Consider the following 17089-nt stretch of genomic DNA (forward strand, 5'->3'; position numbering starts at 1 on the left):
AACGAGTCCTGCGCAGTGCGGGCCGGTACGACGATACGCAGGCGCTCGCTGTTGCGCGGCGGTTAGCTTGCCCAGATGGCCGACAGCCCGTCGCCGTGGCGGCACCCGCCTCCGTCCGAACTCACCGACGAGTTGCTGGCGCGGGTTCGTGCCAGCGGCCAGCAGAGCGACGCCGAGCGCAACCCCGACGCCGAGATCATCGCCGAGTTGGGGCAGCTCGGCCTCATGCGATTGCTGGTGCCCTCCGAGCTCGGAGGCGGTGGGCGCCATCCCGCCGAGTTCATCGAGTTCAGCCGTCGAGTTGCCTACGAGCACCCGTCAACGGGCTGGGTGGCCATGACCTGCAATGAGGAAGCCGAGATCTTTGCCGCCTACCTCGAGCCCGACACGGTGACTGGGTTCTACGCGACCAACCCAGGCGCAGTCATCGCCGGTTCCGGGGTGCCCAAGGGAGTGGCACGGCCTGCAGACGGCGGCTGGGTCGTGGACGGCCGGTGGCCATTCGTCAGCGGATGCACCGCCGCCGACTGGTGGATCCTGGCCAACATCGTCGACGGCACCCGGCCGAGGAACTTGTGCTTCGTGCTCATTCCGGCCGATGCAGCCTTGATCGACGACACCTGGCACACCGTGGGCCTGCGGGGCACCGGCAGCCACGACGTCGTGCTGAATGAGCACTTCGTGCCCGATGAGCGGGCCTCGGTCGTCGAGAATTACTCGCTGCCCAAGCCCAACGAGCACCCCTACTACCGCCTGCCGTCGGGATTGCGATTCCCGTTCCCCAAGACCGGTGTGGCATCGGGCATCGCGGATCGGGCGATCGACGAATTCGCAGCCCTGGCCACGGCCAAGACCCCGCTGTACAACCGCTCGGCGCTGGCCAATCGGCCCGACGCCCAGACGGCCATGGCCCGCGCCGCCGCACTCGCCGGTGCCGGCCGGGCATTCGTTGCCGAGGTGCTGTCGGAGATCTGGGAGACCGCTTCTGCCTGCGGCAACGTGACGCCGGCGCAGCATGCCCGTGCGCGCCTCGCGTGCTCATGGAGCGTGCAGAACTGCATCGCTGCAGTGGAGACGCTGGTGACGGCCACTGGCAGCACCGCCAATTACACCTCGTCGCCGCTCGGCGGCTTGCTGAACGACGTGAGGGCCGTCGCCGGCCACTTCATGGTCGGCAGCTACCAGATGGACACCGCCGGCCGCGTACTCCTCGGCCTCGACTCAAACGATCCCAACTTCTAGGAGAAGGGGACGCGCACCGGCGCGCCCCGTACGATCTTCGGCGACGGAAACGCCCCGGCTGAGGGACACCGCCCGCAGATGAGACAGTTCGAGAGCCGTATCGATACTGGCAGCAGCGAGTTCGAGAAGAACGCGGCTGCCTATGCCGACTTGCTCGCGACGCTGCGGGATCGCCAGCAGTTCGCAATCTCGGGCGGTGCGGGCCGCGAGCGCTCCATCGAGCGCCATCACAGCCGCGGCAAGATCCTGCCGCGCGAGCGCATCGATCTGGTGTGCGACGCCGACACGCCGTTCTTGGAGCTCTCCACGCTCGCGGGATGGGACATGTACGACAACAGCGCCCCCGGCGCCGGCATCGTCACCGGTATCGGCGTGGTCCATGGCGTGCCGTGGATGTTCATCGCCAACGACGCCACGGTGAAGGGCGGCTCGCTGCTGCCGATCAGCATCAAGAAGCACGTGCGAGCCCAGGACATCGCCGCCGAGAACGGCCTCGGCGTCATCTACCTGGTGGACTCGGGCGGGGCGTTCCTGCCGTTGCAGGACGACATCTTCCCCGACAAGGACCATTTCGGCGGGAGCTTCTACCGCCAGGCTCGCCTGTCCGCCCAGGGTTTGCCGCAGGTCTCGGTGGTCCTCGGCGGCTGCACTGCCGGCGGGGCGTATGTGCCGGCGCTGAGCGACGAAGTCATCATGGTGTCGGGCATCGGGCGCATCTACCTCGGCGGCCCGCCGATCGTGAAGGCTGCCCTGGGCGAGATCATCGAGCCCGACGACCTGGGCGGGGCAGCGCTGCACACGCGCATCTCGGGTGTGTCCGACTACATGGCGCCCGATGAGCGGTCTGCCTACGGCAAGCTCCGGGAGCTGTGCGCAGCCGCCAACCAGCGAGCTGTCGATCATCGTGAGAACTGGCTGTCGTGGACCGAGCCGGGATCGCCGCATTTCGATCCGGACGAGATCTACGGCGTGATATCCGCCGACGACCGCATCGGCTTCGACGCCCGCGAGATCGTCGCCCGGCTCGTCGACGGCTCCCGCTACGGCGAGTTCAAGCCCGAATGGGGCGAACACATCACCTGCGGCTTCGCCCGTATCTGGGGCTTCCAAGTCGGCATCATCGCCAACAACGGGATCATCTTCTCCTCCGACGCATTGAAGGCCACGCACTTCATCGAGCTCTGCGAGCAGCGCCGGGTGCCGCTGCTGTTCCTGCAGAACACGACGGGCTACATGGTGGGCAGCGACTCTGAAGCGGCGGGCATCGCCAAGCACGGAGCGAAGATGGTCTCCGCAGTCGCCAACGCCACTGTGCCCCGCTACACGGTGCTCATCGGAGGCTCCTACGGCGCCGGCAACTACGGCATGTGCGGGCGGGGCTTCAACCCCCGATTCCTGTTCGCCTGGCCGAACAGCCGCATCGCCACGATGTCGGCCGAGACTGCCCAGACCGTGCTGGTGGACATCCGGCTGGCCGGTATGCGCGGCACCGAGACCACCGAGGAGGAGATCGCCGCCATGCGAGCCGAGGTGGCCGACCAGTACGAGCGTCAGAGCGACCCGTACTACGCCACTGCCCGCCTGTGGGACGACGGGCTCATCGACCCCGCCGATACCCGCGACACGCTCGGTCTGTGCCTCGCGCTGGCGGCACGCCAGGATGCCCCGGCTCCCGGCAGCGGCATCGTCTACCGGATGTAGCCCAGCTGCATCGGCACGAGGATCAATGACGTGAAGCTGCTGGTAGCCAACCGCGCAGAGATTGCGAGCCGGGTATTCGCCACCGCCCGTCGGCTGGGTTGGCGCACGGTGGCCGCATGGGCCGAGCCGGACCGGGAGGCTCCGTTCGTCGCAGAGGCAGATGAGAGCTGTTGCATCGGCCCCGCTGCACTGGACCGCTCGTACCTCAATGCCGATGCGATCTTGGCGGCCGCGCACGAGACCGGCGCAGATGCCGTGCATCCCGGCTATGGCTTTCTCTCCGAGAACGCAGCCTTCGCCCAAGCGGTGACCGAGGCGGGCCTGGTCTGGATCGGGCCGCATCCGGAGGCCATCGCTCAGATGGGAGCCAAGATCGAAGCACGTGCCCTGGCCGAAGCAGCCGGAGTGCCGACGATTCCGGGCGCGAGCGGTGGCGACCTGGCGGCTGCTGCAGATCAGATCGGATTCCCGGTGCTGGTCAAGGCTTCAGCCGGCGGCGGCGGCAAGGGCATCCGGATCGTGCATTCGGCTGGCGACTTCGACGCTGCGCTGGGTGAGGCACGCACCGAGGCGCTGCGCTCCTTCGGCGACGATCGCGTCATCGTCGAGCGCTACATCTCCCGGCCCCGGCACGTCGAGGTGCAGGTGGTCGGCGACCGGCACGGCAGCGTCATCCATCTCGGCACTCGCGACTGCTCGTCGCAGCGCCGCTACCAGAAGCTGATCGAGGAAGCCCCGGCGCCGAACCTGCCTGCCGCCACTCGCGACGGCCTGCACGAGGCCGCCGTGGCGCTGGCCCGGCACATCGGTTACGACAACGCGGGCACGGTGGAGTTCATCGTCGATGCCGCCAGCGGCGAGTTCTTCTTCTTGGAGATGAACACCCGCCTGCAGGTGGAGCATCCCGTCACGGAGGCGATCACGGGACTCGATCTCGTGGAACTGCAACTGCGGGCGGCGACCGGCGAGCCGTTGGGCCTGGGCCAGTCTGATGTGACGTTCACCGGCCACAGCATCGAGGCCCGCATCAACGCCGAGGATCCGTACGACGGCTTCAGCCCGCGGGCAGGCCAAGTGCGCCATCTGTCGGTACCTGACGGCGTGCGCTGGGATGCCTCAGTCTCAGCGGGATCCGAAGTCACTCCCTACTACGACCCGCTCATCGCCAAACTGATCGTCACGCGCCCTAACCGGGCATCGGCGCTGGATGCCCTGCGCGATGCGCTCGATGAGCTCATCGTGGGGCCAGTTCCTGCCAATGCCGGTTTCCTGCGATGGCTGACCGACATGCCCGCGCTGCGAAGCGGTGAGATGACCACCAACGTCATCGACGCACTCGGACCCGCAGAGATGGGCGAGCCTCCGTCGAGCGACGACGCTGCACCCGCAGCGGCGGCGGCATGGATGGCACGGCTGAGGAGCCAGCGGGCTGCGCAGACTGCCAGCCCGTGGTCGGCGCTGGGATTCTTCCGCCTCACCGAGCACCGTGCCGAGGCAGCAGTGCTGCTGCGTGACAGTGCAGGCGAGCTGCACGAAGTGGCCGCTGGGGCGCTGAACGGCGCCGGCACCGAAGCTCTCGCCACGGCCAGCAGTGCCGACGCCAGTTCGGTGGCGGTCAACATCGCCGGGCACACCGTCACCTTCGAAGTGCCCGAGCGGTCCGACGCGTGGGCACCCACCGCGACCGACGACACGGGCTCCGTCGACGCAGTCGCGGCACCGTTCCCCGCCGTGGTCGTCGAGGTGCCCGTCGTCATCGGCGATGTGGTGGCCGCCGGCGACGTGGTCGTGGTGGTGGAGGCCATGAAGATGCTCCACTCGCTGGCGGCGCACGGGGCCGGCACAGTCGCAGAGGTCCGCTGCAGCACCGGCGATGCCGTCGAAGCCAACCAACTCCTCGTCACCTTCGAGCAGCACGAGCGCGAGCTGCCGGCGGATCCGAGCTGACAGCCCGCCACAGAGGACGTGACTCGACAGGTCCAACCAGCTAGACGAGCCCGAGCGGGAGGGTCGTCAGCACCTCATTGCCGGTCTCGGTGATCAGCACCTGTTCTTCCAGCTTCACGCCCTCGCCGCCGGACCGAGCGCCGATGAAGGCCTCTACGCACATCACCATGCCGGGTTCGAGCACGCCGTCGTAGCCACCGGCGTCCCACTTGTGACGGTGGTAGATGGCCGGGTACTCGTCGCACAGCCCGACCCCGTGGGAGATGACCGTGTAGCCGCGGTAGCTGTCCGGGTCGGGATACCACGCCTTCTCGGTGATCTCGCGCAGGGTCGCCCCGGGCTGATGCAGTTCGGTGTTGCGATGGATCTGCTCGACGGCGAGCGACCAGCAGTCCTGTTGTGCCGACGTTGGGGCGCCGCCCCCGCAGCGCCATGTGCGCGACATATCGACGCACATTCCATACGCACCCACCAGGTCGGTATCGAAACCCATGAGCTCCCCAGATTGGACCCGACGGCTGCTGGCCTCGTGATACCACGGATTCGTTCTCGGCCCCGACGACAGCAGTCTCGTCTCGATCCACTCCCCGTAACGACGCAAGCTGCCGGCCCACAGTTCCGCCCACAGATCGAACTCGCTCACCCCCGGCTCGAATATGGCTTGCATCTCGCCGATGGCGGATTCGCATGCGTGAATGGCGCAGCGCATGGCGGCGAGGTCGTCGGGACCCTTCACCGCACGTGCCAATTCCATGATCGGACCTGCGTTCACCAGTTCGATGCCGCGGGATTCCAGGGCGCGATACCCCGTCAGATCCAGCTGGTCCACCGCCAGCCGTCGTGTACCGCTATCAGCCGCCGCCAGCAGGTCGGCTATCTCCGATGCCCAGCGCTCTGCGATCTCCTCCGACCTCGGTCCCGCCTTGAAGTAGATGTACGACGTCCCCGGCCGGATCTCATCGACTGCTTCTGAGTGCGCGTCCAGGAACTCTCCATCGGAGAACTCGAACACGACCACAGGACCCTCTGTCGCAACGAACGCATACCGGACGGCGTTGTGCATGGTCCACAGCGACATGTTCGTGGTGTCGGTGGCGTAGCGGATGTTCAACGGGTCGTACAGCAGGGCCGCATCGCAGTCTGCGCGGCGCAACTGCTCGCGGACCCGTGTCAGTCGGTACCGGCGCAGCGCCGAGAGGTCGGGAAGCTGCAACCCCGCAGCCACCCACTCTGCCTCCAGATCGGCACCCGGGCCAAGCGCGTGCATGTTGAGGTCGGTGTGGTCCAGCAGCCACTCGGGGGGTTCGGCCCGGCCGACACCGATCTTGGGTCGGTGGCGACGCTCGCGCCCGTGCAGTGCCATGCCTGCTTACCCCTCCCAAGGTCCGCAATGCGTCGCGGCGAGGCCGAGACACCGGTGCGCGGCGAGCCTAGGGTCTGGGCATGGCCACAGATGAACATGACGGCGAAGCCGCCGGCACGCTCACCGGTATCACCATTCACCCCATCAAGGGCTGTCGCCGCATCGAGCTCAATTCGGCTCTGGTCACCGCAACCGGGCTTGAGGGCGACCGTGCATGGCAGGTGGTGACAGCTCCCGACGGCACCAACGCACTCGGGGAAGCGGTCACCCAACGTCGAAACGCGGCGCTTGCCACCGTCGCCCCCGTGCCGATCGACGGCGGCCTGACGATCAGCGCACCCGGCATGGGCACTATTGACGTGAAACGCCCCGACGCCAATGACACCACCGTCCTTGCCCTGATCGGCGATGAAGTGGCATGTGCAGATGCAGGAGACGAGGCGGCCGAGTTCTTCAGCGAGGTGCTCGGCTTCCCGGCCAGACTCGCAGCGTTCACCCCTGAGTCATCCCGTCCGATGCGGCTGTTCCGGGGACGCCTCACCGGTTTCGCTGACGCGGCGCCGGTGCTCGTGGCCAATACGGCCTCGCTCGACGATCTGGTGGCGCGGGCTTCAGAGCCGTTCGGCATCGAGCGTTTCCGGGCGAATCTCATCGTGACCAACGACGAACCTTGGTCGGAAGACACCTGGACCGAGTTCTCGATCGGCCCGGCCCAGCTCAGCGCTCGCGTGGTGTGGCCCCGCTGCGCCGTCCCCCAGATCGATCAGGACACCGGCGAGCGCCACCGCGAACCCGCCTTGGTGCTGCGCAAGCACCGCTGGTGCTCGGTCGCGGAAGGCTTCTCGCCAGGCATGCGGGGGATGCTGGAGGGCAATGCCATGTTCGGCATCGCCTGCACCATCGACCCCGACGGCGCTGTGGTCTCCGTCGGCGACCCGGTCACCGTCACAGCCACCGGTCCACCCCTGCTCGACCCGCCTCACTAGCCACGCACAACACTATCTGACAATAATCTCTGCCTATTTCAGTAGATTTCATTGTATTTTCGTCAGAGCTATCAGCAGGGTACATCAGTCGGGCCTCCCAACCCATCTGACGCGCCCGAATTCGCCGGACAGAAGGCCCACGCAATGCCTAGTACAATACCTTTTGTGAAACCTCTGATGAAGCAGACGACGGTCTACCTGCCCGAAGAACTCAAGCACGACCTCAAGATGATCGCCAAGCAGGAAAATCGGACTGAGGCATCCATCATCCGCGAAGCGCTGGAGGAAGCAATCGCACGTCGCGAGAGGCGGCCGAACTTTCCGCTGTTCGAGGACGACTGGGGCGACCCGACGCTGGCTGAACGGGTCGATGAAATCCTCGAGGAACTGCGCTTCGGTTCGTGATCGTCGACACCAGCGTTCTCCTGGCGGCGTCGATTCGTGGTCAGCAACAGCATGCCCCCTGCCGGGCGCTTCTGTCGGCTGCACGGTCGTTGGTGGTCTCACCGCTCGTGCTCGCCGAGATCGACTACTTCGCCGCACGCATCGCCGGCGTCGATGCTGAACTGGCGATTCTGGACGAACTCGGGTCGGGCATGTTTGAACTCGCCCCGTTCGAACGCGTCGACCTCATCCGTGCGAGAGCCGTCATTGAGCGATACCGGGATCTGCGGCTGGGCCTGACCGACGCGTCACTCGTGGTCCTCGCCCACCGCCACGGAACCCACCAGATCGCCACGCTCGACGAACGGCACTTCCGCGTCGTTCGATCGCTGACCGGTCAGCCGTTCACACTCTTGCCCGCCGACCTTCCCGAATAGTCCGGCGAGCCGGCCTGTAGCAGCAGGCCGACGAATCGGCGGAGCGGAGCACGCCCCGATCGGCCAGGTCGGCTATTTGGTCGGGGTTGGCGCCGAGTTCTGCCATGACTTCGGCATTGTGCGCGCCTTGGGCGGCGACCAGCGAGATTGCCGCCGGTCGTACACGTCGAAGATCACGAACATGACGACGACATAGACCAAGAAACCTGCCAGACCACCGAGGCCGGCCGTCACGCCAACCCCAGCGAGCAAGACGACCATGAAGGCGAACCACCGGAGCCCGAGCCTCATCTCGGCCCTCGGCGGGCCGGGAATCTGCACCGCGCCCACGGTCCCAGCGTAACTCTCTGCGCTCGCGGTACTCATGGCTAGCTGCCACTGCCTGCTGGGGTGCGTCTGCGCTGCCAATTGGCGTACGCCGGACAGGCAACGACGACCGAGCCGATCATGCCGAGCAAGGCCACGTTGCCCAGCGGGTCCACCAGCAACAACCACGCGGGCACGATGAGGGCTAGCGCTAGCCGGGCCAGCCACTCGCGTGCATCGCGGGGCCGCACCCAATTCCAGCGCCAGCTCCAGCGGCTCGTGGCCTCGGGTTCGTGGCCGGGCGGCAGCGCGGGCCGCGGCCTGTGCCACCGCTGCTTGCGCTGGGCCGTCGTAACGGTCTCGGTCATGGTGTCATGGTAGTTCGTTGCGCTCATGGCCTGAATATGCTTCTCGGCCATTCTCAGCGGTTCCCGCACTCATACCTCGATTGCACGCCCAGCGCGTACCGATGGCGCCTGACCGCTGCCTCTAACCCAGAGCGGGCGAGCTTGCCGATGATGTAGTCGCGCATGGCTTGGTCCCAAGCTTCCTTGGGCGTCGTCAGTCGGTAGGAGTGTGGCGCTGGTGTTTCCGCTTCGCGAACCTAAACCACACGATCCCGGAGATCCCGCAGCAGGTCAGCAGTGCGGCAAATGTCGCCGCCACCAACACGAAACTGCCAGTCCGGTACGCCGCGCTGAACACGTAGTACGTACCGCTGCTCAACAGGAACAAGACGATCGCCGACGCCAGTCCGAACGTGGGTCTCGGCCGGTCGGTAGCAACTTCGTCGCTCATGGCGCCTCGTCCCTCACGGGCAGCGGCGACGGCACCAACCGGCGTAAACCGGCCAACACACGACCACCATGGCCGCCATCCCAATCGTCGCCTGCCATTTGCCCAACGGCCCCGCCAACGGCCACCACGCGAGCACCGCGAGAATCATCGCAGCGTACGCTCCAAGCTCGCGGCCGTCGCGGGGTCTCGTGCCCCAACCCCACCGCTTCGCCGACGTCGGCGAGTCGGCATCTCTCATGCGAGCCTGCTGCAATCGGGCCGACACATCAGCACGTCCCGGCCAAACACGACCCAAGCGCCTCGCACGTCAGCCGCCTTGTCGTGCAGCCCGCGGGGAGCGATGCCGCCGCCGGTCGCACGCGGTGAAGATCACGAACATGACGACGGCATAGACCAAGAAACCTGCCAGACCACCGAGGCCGGCCGTCACGCCAACCCCAGCGAGCAAGACGACCATGAAGGCGAACCACCGGAGCCCGAGCCTCATCCCGGCTCTCGGCGGGCCGAGATCCTGCGCCGCGCTCACGGTCCCAGCGTGATTCGGCGGCACTGTCTCGGCAGGTTGCGACATGCGGCGCTGGCGCTCGCGCTTCGCGAACGACCTGTAGGACACGACCACGTAGGTCACCAAAGCGACCCACAGCGCCGTCACCAGCACCCAGTTCCTCGCCCGATACGCCGCATCCCAAACGACACCGGACGCGCCTATGGCGACAAATGCGGTAATCCACCAGAGCTTGCTCTTCGGCGGCTCGGGATGCTGCGCCGGGGTCATGGCCTGAATGTACCTCTCACTCATTCTCAGCGGTTCCCTCATTCGCACCTCGATTGCACGCCGAGCTCGCAACACCCAGCCGCCGAAATCAGCCTCGGGTGACGGCCTCGCTCGCCGCAGAATCAGTACCGACATCCGACCTACACCGATACGCGAGGCGGGTTGCTATGCGAGGGTCGCTAGCACCTCGTCGCGGTACACATCGCCGCAGGTCACGGCGATATTTCGCCCGCAGCTACCCAACCGCTACCCACAAGCGCGCCCGGTAACCCCCTGCGGGCATCACAGCGGCCCGCCCAGCGCCCGCACGGCGACAGCGCAGCAGCGCCCGACGCGCTCGCCCGAGTCATGGGCCGCGAAGCTAGCCGCGCCCCCGGCGCGCCCGCTGCGCCCGAGGGGATGCCTGCGGGCGCAGCCCTCGGGGCAACAGGTTGGGGCCGTGCCCCGCCCGTCGTGGGGCTGCGATATGCCACGGCGCGGGGGAACAGCGGACAATCACGCCGCGGCAGCGGAGCACCGACGCTAGACGCGCCCCGCAGCCCCAACGTGTGCACGCAACACTCACCCCCACGACGCCGCCGAGGGGCTGCCCGCCGGGCCGGTGCCATCACCACAGCCGGGGGCGTCGCGGCCCGCTATCTCGCCTCTAGGAAATCGGCGTGCTCGCGCAGCAGCCGCACCACGTCAGCACGGCCCAGCAGCGCAGCGTCGTACTCGACTCGCATTGCCGTGCGATTCCCCACGCCGTCGGCGGCAAGCAGCTTCAGCACCAGATTCACGCCGAGCACGCGGGACGGCTCGGGCAGGTTGTCTAGGTCATGCTCGGGCAGCCAGTCCGGCCAGTCGTGTTCGCTCGCATCGCCCACAGCGCGACCCTACGGCGTCGAGCCGGGGCCGTGATGAGTGAACGTCGGCACCCACCCCTACGCCCCCACCCCAGCGCCGCCGCACACGCGGCAGGGGTCCCCTCGGGCGGGCGTGGTGCCCTCGGGGCCACACAGCCCACCCAGTACCACGGGGCACCATCGGGCCGCATCGGCCCGGCGAGTGTGTGAACGCAAGACCCCCCCGCCGGTACCCGCCGGGGCGCTGCGGCTAGCCGGTGCCATCACCACCCCCAAGCCGCGACACACCACAGCGCTAGCCCAACGTCAGCGCCGCCGCGAGCGCCGCACCCGCCACCAGGTGATGAGCACCAGCGACACCCACCACCACACGCCGACCACAGCCAGCGCCCACCAGCCCACCACGAACGCCAACAGCACCCCGCCGCCGACCATCACAGCGAGATTCGCAAGCCCCACCGCTGTCTCTTGCCGGTCACGCGCCAGCACCAACCACGACGGACGCCGCAACATCATTCCAGGCTCCTTACTCAGCCGCACGGTGCCCCCCGGCAATCACAACCGGGAGGCACCATCACAGCAACGAACACGCGAGCGCCCTAGCCGAACGTGGCTAGGGCGCTCTTGCGCGTTGTCAGTTTGTAGGGGTGCGGTGCTGACGCTCTACGCACACCGCTTGTACGCAACGATGCAGATGGCCATCACTGCGGCCGTCGCTGCGGCCATCACCGTCGCCGTCTCCAGCACAAGACTGCCGGTCCGGTACACCGCTCTGGCCCCGTAGATCCCGCCGAAGCTCGCAGCGCCCGAGGCAATACACAACGTGATCCAGAATCTGGGTCCGCGCCGTTTGGGGTGCTGTGCGGCGGTCATGGTGTCAGGGTAGTTGGCTGCGCTCATGGCTTGTCTATTCCTCGCGCTCATTTGCAGTAGCTAGTTATGCCGAGTTGACAGCGGAAGCGAGCCTTTATGGCTTCCATTTGCTCGTCGGTGAGGCGGCCGGCGTTATGCTCTGCGTTATACCGCGCTAGGTCACCCGGCGATATGTAGCCAGACTCGGGCGTCGGGTCCGGCTTGGGCGTGTTCGGCTGCTGCGCCGAGCCGCTGCTGCTGTCGCTGCTGCCGCTGTCGCTGCTGCCGCTGTCGCTGCTGCCGCTGTCGCTGCTGCCGCTGCTGCCGCCGCTGTCGCTGTCGCTGCTGCCGCTGTCGCTGCTGTCGTCGCCGCTGACGTTCCTCGGCAGTCGGCTATCCAAGGCGACCACAACCGTGCCGCAAGACGCGGACACCAAGACGCCGACGACTGCCGCTCCTGGGCCGGTCGGAGTGGCAAGCGTTCCCGCGCCGATTCCGAGCGCGCCACAAGCGACGCCAGCGACGAACGTCTGCGCTTCCAACGGGAGAGCGTCCCATGCGTTGAGCAGTTGGTTGTAGGTCATTCTCTTGAAATCTCTATCGGCGTCCCGCGCTTTCAGGCCCGCCTCCATGGCCTTGCGGGCGGCTTCGCGCACCGCGGCGTCCGTGTGCTTGAGGGCTTTACCTAGCCCGTCACCGACTTTCTCGGTTGCATCTTGTACCTGCTGATCGAGCTGATCGGGGGCTTCCTCCAGCTTCCTCAGCCACTCGATTACGCGCAGCGCATTGGCCTCCGTGAACCCGAGTTTTGTGAGCATCTCGCGGGTTGTCGTGCCGCACGTTGCCGGTGCGGGGGTGACTGCGGGCGAGCCGCTGGGGCCGGGCGTGTGAAGCAGGTTGCGGGTGCGCTCGGCCCATGCTTTGCATGGGTCCGTTGCCGCGGTCGATGTTGCGCCGTCGCCTTCGGTCTCGTCGCTGGCGGTCTCGTCGCTGGCGGTCTCGTCGCTGGCGGTCTCGTCGCTGGCGGTCTCGTCGCCGGCTTCCGTGCCGTCGCGGTTGGAGTTGTCGGAGGGCACCGGCTGACAGTTCGGCGGGGTGCCGGTCGTGCCCGACGGGCACGTGTTCGCATCACGGTTGGAGTTGTCGGAGGGGATCGGCTGACAGTTCGGCGGGGTGCCGGTCGTGCCGTCCGGGCACGTTTTCGGAGTAGTGCGGGAGTTGTCAGACGGGACCGGCAGACAGTTCGGCGGGGTGCCGGTCGTGCCCGACGGGCACGTCTTGGGCGGCGGCGCCGTCGTGGGCGGCGGCGCGGTGGTCGTGGTGGTGGTGCGCGGCGTGGTGTCGGGCGGGGGTGAGTAGTTGGTCGATGTCTTGGGCTTGGGCTTGGGATGTGTGTGGGCTACGGACTCGTTCCAGCACTGGCGGCCCGCGAAGGGATCATAGGAGCAGCGCTGGATGGTCTTGGTGTGCGCGTCGGCGGGTTCGGCGCTGACGAGCGGCACTACCGCGAGCACGGCAGCGAACGTGAGCAGCGCGGCGAGCGCAGCTCCTAGGCGTTTGGGCATTGGCGGGTTCCTTCCGGACGGGTTGGCGTGTGGGTGATCCGCGCGCACGCCGGTCCCGGAAGGGGACCCATGCAACTGATGCCGCCCGACGGGCCGGCCTGCGCGCGAATCGTTCACTTCAGGCACAGTCCCCGAATGGATGAACACACATATGAACTTGACGAATTGAAGGCAATCTCGTATGCGCGGGTATCTACGGGGTCTCAGGCCGCGTCGGGCCTGAGCACCGACGCGCAGCACCGCGCCGTGGAACGGGCCGCAGCTGCTCAGGGCTGGCAGATCGTGGAGCGCATCACCGACGGCGCCGTGTCAGGCACGACCCCCACCCAGCAGCGGCCGCTGCTGCAAGCAGCACTCGAGCAACTCCGCGACGGCCACGTCCAGGTACTCGCCGTAGCCCGCTCGGACCGCCTCGCGCGTTCCACGATCGAGCTGCTGCGCCTCTACGAACGCTCCCAGGCCGAGGGCTGGACCCTCGCCGTGCTCGACTTCCCCGCGGGCCTCAGCGGCCCCGAAGGCCGCATGTGCATAGGGTTCCGCGCCCTCGTCGCCGAATTCGAATCCGACATGGCACGCGTCCGCACCAGCGAAGCACTCGAGATCGCCCGACAGCGCGGCACCCGCTTCGGACGACCCAGCCGCCACAGCGACACCGCCAAAAAGCTCGCATCCCGCCTGCGCTCAGCCGGCCACAGCCTCGCCCAGATCGCAGCAGCGCTCACCGACGCCGGCATCGCCACCCCCACCGGCAGCACCGCCTGGAGTCGCTCATCGGCAAGATCCCTGCTGCGCACCATCGACCACGACACCGCCGCCCAAGCACACCAACAGGCCTTCACGCGATCAGACAACGACGGCGACCCGCCAAAGCGGCACGCCGCGTAGACACCATCACCGCCCCGCTTGACACAGCACATCAAGCCTGTGCACAATACGAACGATTAAGGCACACCCCAAAACACCCTCTGACCAGCAGGTTCAGGCCGCCGCGCGGGTCCGGGGCCGAGGTTTGCACCCCGGAAATGACGCCCGAAGAACAACGAAAATCGACGGAATAGCACCACATCACTGCGGTCCGGGCATCCCAAGAACGTCGGCAATGCCGCAGGACAGCGCTCGACCGTCGGAATCAGCCCCGGATGACAGCCTCGCTCGCGGCGAAATCGGTACGGCGTCCGACCTACACTGTTAGGCGGGGCGGATCGCTATGCGAGGGTCGCGAGCACCTCGTCGGTGTGCTCGCCCAGCATCGGTGCGCGCTGCCACGCCCACCAATCGCCGTCGGTGCTGAACGGCGAACCTGGCACGGTGTAGGTGCCGAGCACCGGGTGCTCCTCGGGCCGCCACCAGCCCACCGCTTCGAGATGCGGGTCGTGACGCAGATCACCGACAGTGTTGACCGGGGTGATCGGGATGCGCCGTCGCTGGCCCTCCACGAACAGCTCCTGCTTGGTGAAGCGGCTGGTCAGCTCCTCGACCCACGCATCCACGGCTTCCAGCGCCTCACGGCGCACCACGATGTCGATGAAGATCTCGTCGAGGATGCCCTCGTTGCCGGTCAGCTCGTGCACCCACTGCGCTACCGCGTTCCAGTGAGCCGGCTGGATGGCGATGATCGCCACGTAGCCGTCGGACGCGGGGTACATGCCCATCGGGCTCGTCACCGGGCGGCGGTTGCCCGCCCGGGGCCGCGGCACCTGATCGTCGAGGTACAGCGGCACACCGGTCTCGGGCGACAGCCACAATCCGACTTCCTGCAGCGACAGGTCGATGGTCTGGCCGAGCGCCGGTTCACCAGCCGCTGCCGCCAAGTTGCGTGCGCGCACCGACATCATCGAGCCGATCACCGCATGCAGCGAAGCTCCGTGCATCAGCACGCCGATCTCGCCGGCTGGCGCCAGCGGGGGGCCATGCGGGAAGCCCACGGTGGACGCCAAGCCGCACGATGCCCAGGCGACGAGGTTCGACGAGCGCCAGTGACGTCGCGGCCCTGTCATCCCGAACGGCGTGATCGAGACCCACGTCAGGTGCGGGTACCGCTCGACGATGCCGGAGACACCGAGCCCTGCCTCGCCGACGTCCGCCAGCCATGGGTAGCCCTCTTGTGCAGCGGGCATCGCGTCGTCGAGCACCACGTCTGCGCTGGCAATGAGCTGCACGAGTGCGTCAATGTCGTTCAGATCGGTCGGGTCCAGCACCACGCTGCGTTTCGACGCCGCGTAGTACGCCCACCACAGGCTGGCCTCGGGGCCTTCGTGACCCGGCGCCAGCGGCGGCATGTTGCGGATGGGACTTCCCCCAGGGGGTTCCACGCAGATCACGTCGGCGCCGAGCGCTGCCCAGACGCGGGTGCCGTACGCGCCCGACAGGCCGGTCAGATCGAGCACCCGCACGCCGCTCCATGGCCCGTGGCCTTGCTGTGCAAGGCTCATTGAACGCCGCCCGTGACGTTGCCCTCGGCGTCGTAGAACTCCGCTATCCCGACCGATTCGTACCAGCGGTCGAACGGCCGCTCCAGCACGACTTCGGGTCGGGCATCGACGAACGCCGTCCCGTCCGCGACCATCTGCTCCACGTCGTCGTGCGCATAGCCGATCTCGGTGAGGACGTCGACGGTGTCGCCACCCATGTTGGGGCCGGCGCGGGTCACGTATGGGGGCGACTCGCTCATGCGCACCGGGTTGCGAACGAACAGGTCGCGACCCAGTCGTGGACTCGGGGCGATCGAGTACGGACGTCGGTCGTGCACCTGGGGATCGGCCAGCACGCCCGTGTGGTTCAGCACCTCGTACGCCGCAATGCCCAGCGCTTGCAGCTCCGCAGCCGCTTGCTGGGGGCTGCGGCGGCTGGTCCAGGCCGACAGTTCGGCATCGATCGCATCGTGGTTGGCGATGCGATCGGCCAGCGTGGCGTGCGGGTAGGTGGACAACGCAGCCTGGTCGACGGCGTCGTGCGCAGGCACATCAGACCATTCGGCCAAACCCGCCAGCGCCTGCCACGCCTCGTCGTCGGGCACCTCGACGGCGATCCAGCGATCGTTGCCCGCGCATGGGTAGATCCCCGCAGGTGCCGCCCACGCGACCCGGTTGCCATTGCGAAACGGCTCGGGCACGCCGAGGTCCTGGCCGACCAGGTATGGCCCCAGGAACGACACGGTGGTCTCGAGCTGGCTGATGTCGATGAACCGGCCCTCACCTGTGCTGTCCCGCTCGTGCAAGGCCGTGACGATCGCCAGCATGGTGTGCAGCCCGCCCATGTAGTCCGGCGGGGCGATGGAGGGAATGCCGGCGGGTTCCTCGTGCGGGAAGCCAGTGAGCGCGTCCCATCCCACGAGCGGTGCCTGATTCGGACCGAAGGCCCGGAACGGGTAGTACGGCTTGTCGGGGTCGACGCCGAACCCGGTCATGCCTGCATAGATGATGTCGGGGCACACCTGCTTGACGGATTCGTAGTCGAGTCCGAGCTCGGCGATGCCCGGCGCCGCGAAGTTCGTCAGGAACACGTCGCACGTGGCCAGCAGGCGTTTCGCAGCCTCAAGCGCCTGGGGCTGTTTCAGCTCGAGGCCAACCGAGCGCTTGCCGGCCGACATCTCGGGCACGTAGGGACCTGTGTCGCAGAAGACATCCGCCAAATCGGGATCGCGAGCCCATGCGGAGCCGAACGCTCGCGCCACGTCGGGATAGCTGTGGGCCTCCACCTTGAACACCTCGGCCCCGTGATGAGCCATGGCCTTGCCGCAGCACGGCGCTGCCACCGCAATGCTGATCTCGAAGACCCGGATCCCTGCAAGCGGTCTGCGGTCAGCGCTCGCCGTCATCGATGACACCTCATGTGCTCCGATCCCATAGCCCGGTGACCTTACTCCCGGCCGCTTGCGGGACTTGTGCC

The 17089-nt window shown here is 67.4% G+C and carries 18 protein-coding genes; 7 read left to right on the forward strand and 11 right to left on the reverse strand.

Annotated elements, in window-relative coordinates; genetic code table 11:
• Positions 1–75: 75 nt before the first annotated feature.
• The 3 genes from ACOGXD_RS14415 to ACOGXD_RS14425 all read left to right on the forward strand — a co-directional run bounded on the left by ACOGXD_RS14415 (position 76) and on the right by ACOGXD_RS14425 (position 4890).
• Positions 76–1242 carry a hypothetical protein gene (locus ACOGXD_RS14415; RefSeq protein ID WP_419915709.1) on the forward strand — a complete coding sequence of 389 codons (1167 nt, stop codon included), beginning with the start codon at positions 76–78 and terminating at the stop codon, positions 1240–1242.
• A 78-nt stretch (positions 1243–1320) separates the two neighbouring features.
• Positions 1321–2943, forward strand: a complete 1623-nt coding sequence (locus ACOGXD_RS14420) for a carboxyl transferase domain-containing protein (protein WP_419915710.1) — start codon at positions 1321–1323, stop codon at positions 2941–2943.
• A gap of 30 nt (positions 2944–2973) precedes the next feature.
• Positions 2974–4890, forward strand: coding sequence for an acetyl/propionyl/methylcrotonyl-CoA carboxylase subunit alpha (locus ACOGXD_RS14425; RefSeq protein ID WP_419915711.1), 1917 nt, complete (start codon positions 2974–2976; stop codon positions 4888–4890).
• Between the two features lie 40 nt (positions 4891–4930).
• Here ACOGXD_RS14425 and ACOGXD_RS14430 read toward each other — a convergent pair whose 3' ends face one another.
• Positions 4931–6253: a M24 family metallopeptidase gene (locus ACOGXD_RS14430; RefSeq protein WP_419915712.1), complete on the reverse strand. Its 1323-nt coding sequence runs from the start codon at positions 6251–6253 to the stop codon at positions 4931–4933.
• An 80-nt stretch (positions 6254–6333) separates the two neighbouring features.
• Between ACOGXD_RS14430 and ACOGXD_RS14435 the strand changes: the two genes are divergently transcribed.
• The 3 genes from ACOGXD_RS14435 to ACOGXD_RS14445 all read left to right on the forward strand — a co-directional run bounded on the left by ACOGXD_RS14435 (position 6334) and on the right by ACOGXD_RS14445 (position 8060).
• Positions 6334–7239 (forward strand): MOSC domain-containing protein, encoded by a 906-nt coding sequence (locus ACOGXD_RS14435; protein ID WP_419915713.1) that lies wholly within the window; start codon positions 6334–6336, stop codon positions 7237–7239.
• Positions 7240–7416: 177 nt separating this feature from the next.
• Positions 7417–7644: a ribbon-helix-helix domain-containing protein gene (locus ACOGXD_RS14440; RefSeq protein ID WP_419915714.1), complete on the forward strand. Its 228-nt coding sequence runs from the start codon at positions 7417–7419 to the stop codon at positions 7642–7644.
• On the forward strand, positions 7641–8060 hold the full coding sequence (locus tag ACOGXD_RS14445; RefSeq protein WP_419915715.1) for a type II toxin-antitoxin system VapC family toxin: 420 nt from the start codon (positions 7641–7643) through the stop codon (positions 8058–8060). The genes ACOGXD_RS14440 and ACOGXD_RS14445 overlap by 4 nt, the downstream gene beginning before the upstream one ends.
• A 72-nt stretch (positions 8061–8132) precedes the next feature.
• Here the strand turns inward: ACOGXD_RS14445 and ACOGXD_RS14450 are convergent, their stop codons facing one another.
• The 8 genes from ACOGXD_RS14450 to ACOGXD_RS14485 form a co-directional block, all read right to left on the reverse strand.
• A complete protein-coding gene (locus ACOGXD_RS14450) occupies positions 8133–8390 on the reverse strand; it encodes a hypothetical protein (RefSeq protein ID WP_419915716.1) in 258 nt (85 codons plus the stop codon).
• Between the two features lie 38 nt (positions 8391–8428).
• Positions 8429–8734: a hypothetical protein gene (locus tag ACOGXD_RS14455; RefSeq protein WP_419915717.1), complete on the reverse strand. Its 306-nt coding sequence runs from the start codon at positions 8732–8734 to the stop codon at positions 8429–8431.
• A 193-nt stretch (positions 8735–8927) separates the two neighbouring features.
• Positions 8928–9164, reverse strand: coding sequence for a hypothetical protein (locus ACOGXD_RS14460; protein ID WP_419915718.1), 237 nt, complete (start codon positions 9162–9164; stop codon positions 8928–8930).
• 307 nt (positions 9165–9471) lie between these two features.
• Positions 9472–9939: a hypothetical protein gene (locus tag ACOGXD_RS14465; RefSeq protein ID WP_419915719.1), complete on the reverse strand. Its 468-nt coding sequence runs from the start codon at positions 9937–9939 to the stop codon at positions 9472–9474.
• 635 nt (positions 9940–10574) lie between these two features.
• Positions 10575–10805: a hypothetical protein gene (locus ACOGXD_RS14470; RefSeq protein WP_419915720.1), complete on the reverse strand. Its 231-nt coding sequence runs from the start codon at positions 10803–10805 to the stop codon at positions 10575–10577.
• A 285-nt stretch (positions 10806–11090) separates the two neighbouring features.
• The gene (locus ACOGXD_RS14475) at positions 11091–11300 is read right to left on the reverse strand and encodes a hypothetical protein (protein WP_419915721.1); all 210 of its coding nucleotides are present in this window, start codon (positions 11298–11300) and stop codon (positions 11091–11093) included.
• A gap of 147 nt (positions 11301–11447) precedes the next feature.
• The gene (locus tag ACOGXD_RS14480; RefSeq protein ID WP_419915722.1) at positions 11448–11657 is read right to left on the reverse strand and encodes a hypothetical protein; all 210 of its coding nucleotides are present in this window, start codon (positions 11655–11657) and stop codon (positions 11448–11450) included.
• Positions 11658–11704: 47 nt separating this feature from the next.
• Positions 11705–13201, reverse strand: a complete 1497-nt coding sequence (locus ACOGXD_RS14485) for a hypothetical protein (RefSeq protein WP_419915723.1) — start codon at positions 13199–13201, stop codon at positions 11705–11707.
• Between the two features lie 135 nt (positions 13202–13336).
• Between ACOGXD_RS14485 and ACOGXD_RS14490 the strand changes: the two genes are divergently transcribed.
• Positions 13337–14086, forward strand: coding sequence for a recombinase family protein (locus ACOGXD_RS14490; protein ID WP_419914472.1), 750 nt, complete (start codon positions 13337–13339; stop codon positions 14084–14086).
• Between the two features lie 320 nt (positions 14087–14406).
• On the opposite strand, the gene ACOGXD_RS14495 is transcribed toward ACOGXD_RS14490, so the two are convergent.
• Together ACOGXD_RS14495 and ACOGXD_RS14500 are read right to left on the reverse strand one after the other, a co-directional pair.
• On the reverse strand, positions 14407–15633 hold the full coding sequence (locus tag ACOGXD_RS14495) for a CaiB/BaiF CoA transferase family protein (protein ID WP_419915724.1): 1227 nt from the start codon (positions 15631–15633) through the stop codon (positions 14407–14409).
• A complete protein-coding gene (locus ACOGXD_RS14500) occupies positions 15630–17018 on the reverse strand; it encodes a CaiB/BaiF CoA transferase family protein (protein WP_419915725.1) in 1389 nt (462 codons plus the stop codon). Before ACOGXD_RS14500 ends, ACOGXD_RS14495 begins: the two co-directional genes overlap by 4 nt.
• Between the last annotated feature and the right edge of the window lie 71 nt (positions 17019–17089).

The sequence above is a fragment of the Candidatus Poriferisodalis sp. genome, from assembly GCF_965204125.1.
Taxonomy (GTDB): Bacteria; Actinomycetota; Acidimicrobiia; order Acidimicrobiales; family Poriferisodalaceae; genus Poriferisodalis.

Bases quoted from the DNA above. Each gene is read 5' to 3' on its own strand.
- ACOGXD_RS14500 (WP_419915725.1), bottom strand. From the start codon at position 17,018: ATGACGGCGAGCGCTGACCGCAGACCGCTTGCAGGGATCCGGGTCTTC.
- ACOGXD_RS14435 (WP_419915713.1), top strand. From the start codon at position 6,334: ATGGCCACAGATGAACATGACGGCGAAGCCGCCGGCACGCTCACCGGT.
- ACOGXD_RS14465 (WP_419915719.1), bottom strand. From the start codon at position 9,939: ATGACCCCGGCGCAGCATCCCGAGCCGCCGAAGAGCAAGCTCTGGTGG.
- ACOGXD_RS14490 (WP_419914472.1), top strand. From the start codon at position 13,337: ATGGATGAACACACATATGAACTTGACGAATTGAAGGCAATCTCGTAT.
- ACOGXD_RS14485 (WP_419915723.1), bottom strand. From the start codon at position 13,201: ATGCCCAAACGCCTAGGAGCTGCGCTCGCCGCGCTGCTCACGTTCGCT.
- ACOGXD_RS14475 (WP_419915721.1), bottom strand. From the start codon at position 11,300: ATGATGTTGCGGCGTCCGTCGTGGTTGGTGCTGGCGCGTGACCGGCAA.
- ACOGXD_RS14420 (WP_419915710.1), top strand. From the start codon at position 1,321: ATGAGACAGTTCGAGAGCCGTATCGATACTGGCAGCAGCGAGTTCGAG.
- ACOGXD_RS14460 (WP_419915718.1), bottom strand. From the start codon at position 9,164: ATGAGCGACGAAGTTGCTACCGACCGGCCGAGACCCACGTTCGGACTG.
- ACOGXD_RS14455 (WP_419915717.1), bottom strand. From the start codon at position 8,734: ATGACCGAGACCGTTACGACGGCCCAGCGCAAGCAGCGGTGGCACAGG.
- ACOGXD_RS14480 (WP_419915722.1), bottom strand. From the start codon at position 11,657: ATGACCGCCGCACAGCACCCCAAACGGCGCGGACCCAGATTCTGGATC.
- ACOGXD_RS14495 (WP_419915724.1), bottom strand. From the start codon at position 15,633: ATGAGCCTTGCACAGCAAGGCCACGGGCCATGGAGCGGCGTGCGGGTG.
- ACOGXD_RS14440 (WP_419915714.1), top strand. From the start codon at position 7,417: ATGAAGCAGACGACGGTCTACCTGCCCGAAGAACTCAAGCACGACCTC.
- ACOGXD_RS14430 (WP_419915712.1), bottom strand. From the start codon at position 6,253: ATGGCACTGCACGGGCGCGAGCGTCGCCACCGACCCAAGATCGGTGTC.
- ACOGXD_RS14415 (WP_419915709.1), top strand. From the start codon at position 76: ATGGCCGACAGCCCGTCGCCGTGGCGGCACCCGCCTCCGTCCGAACTC.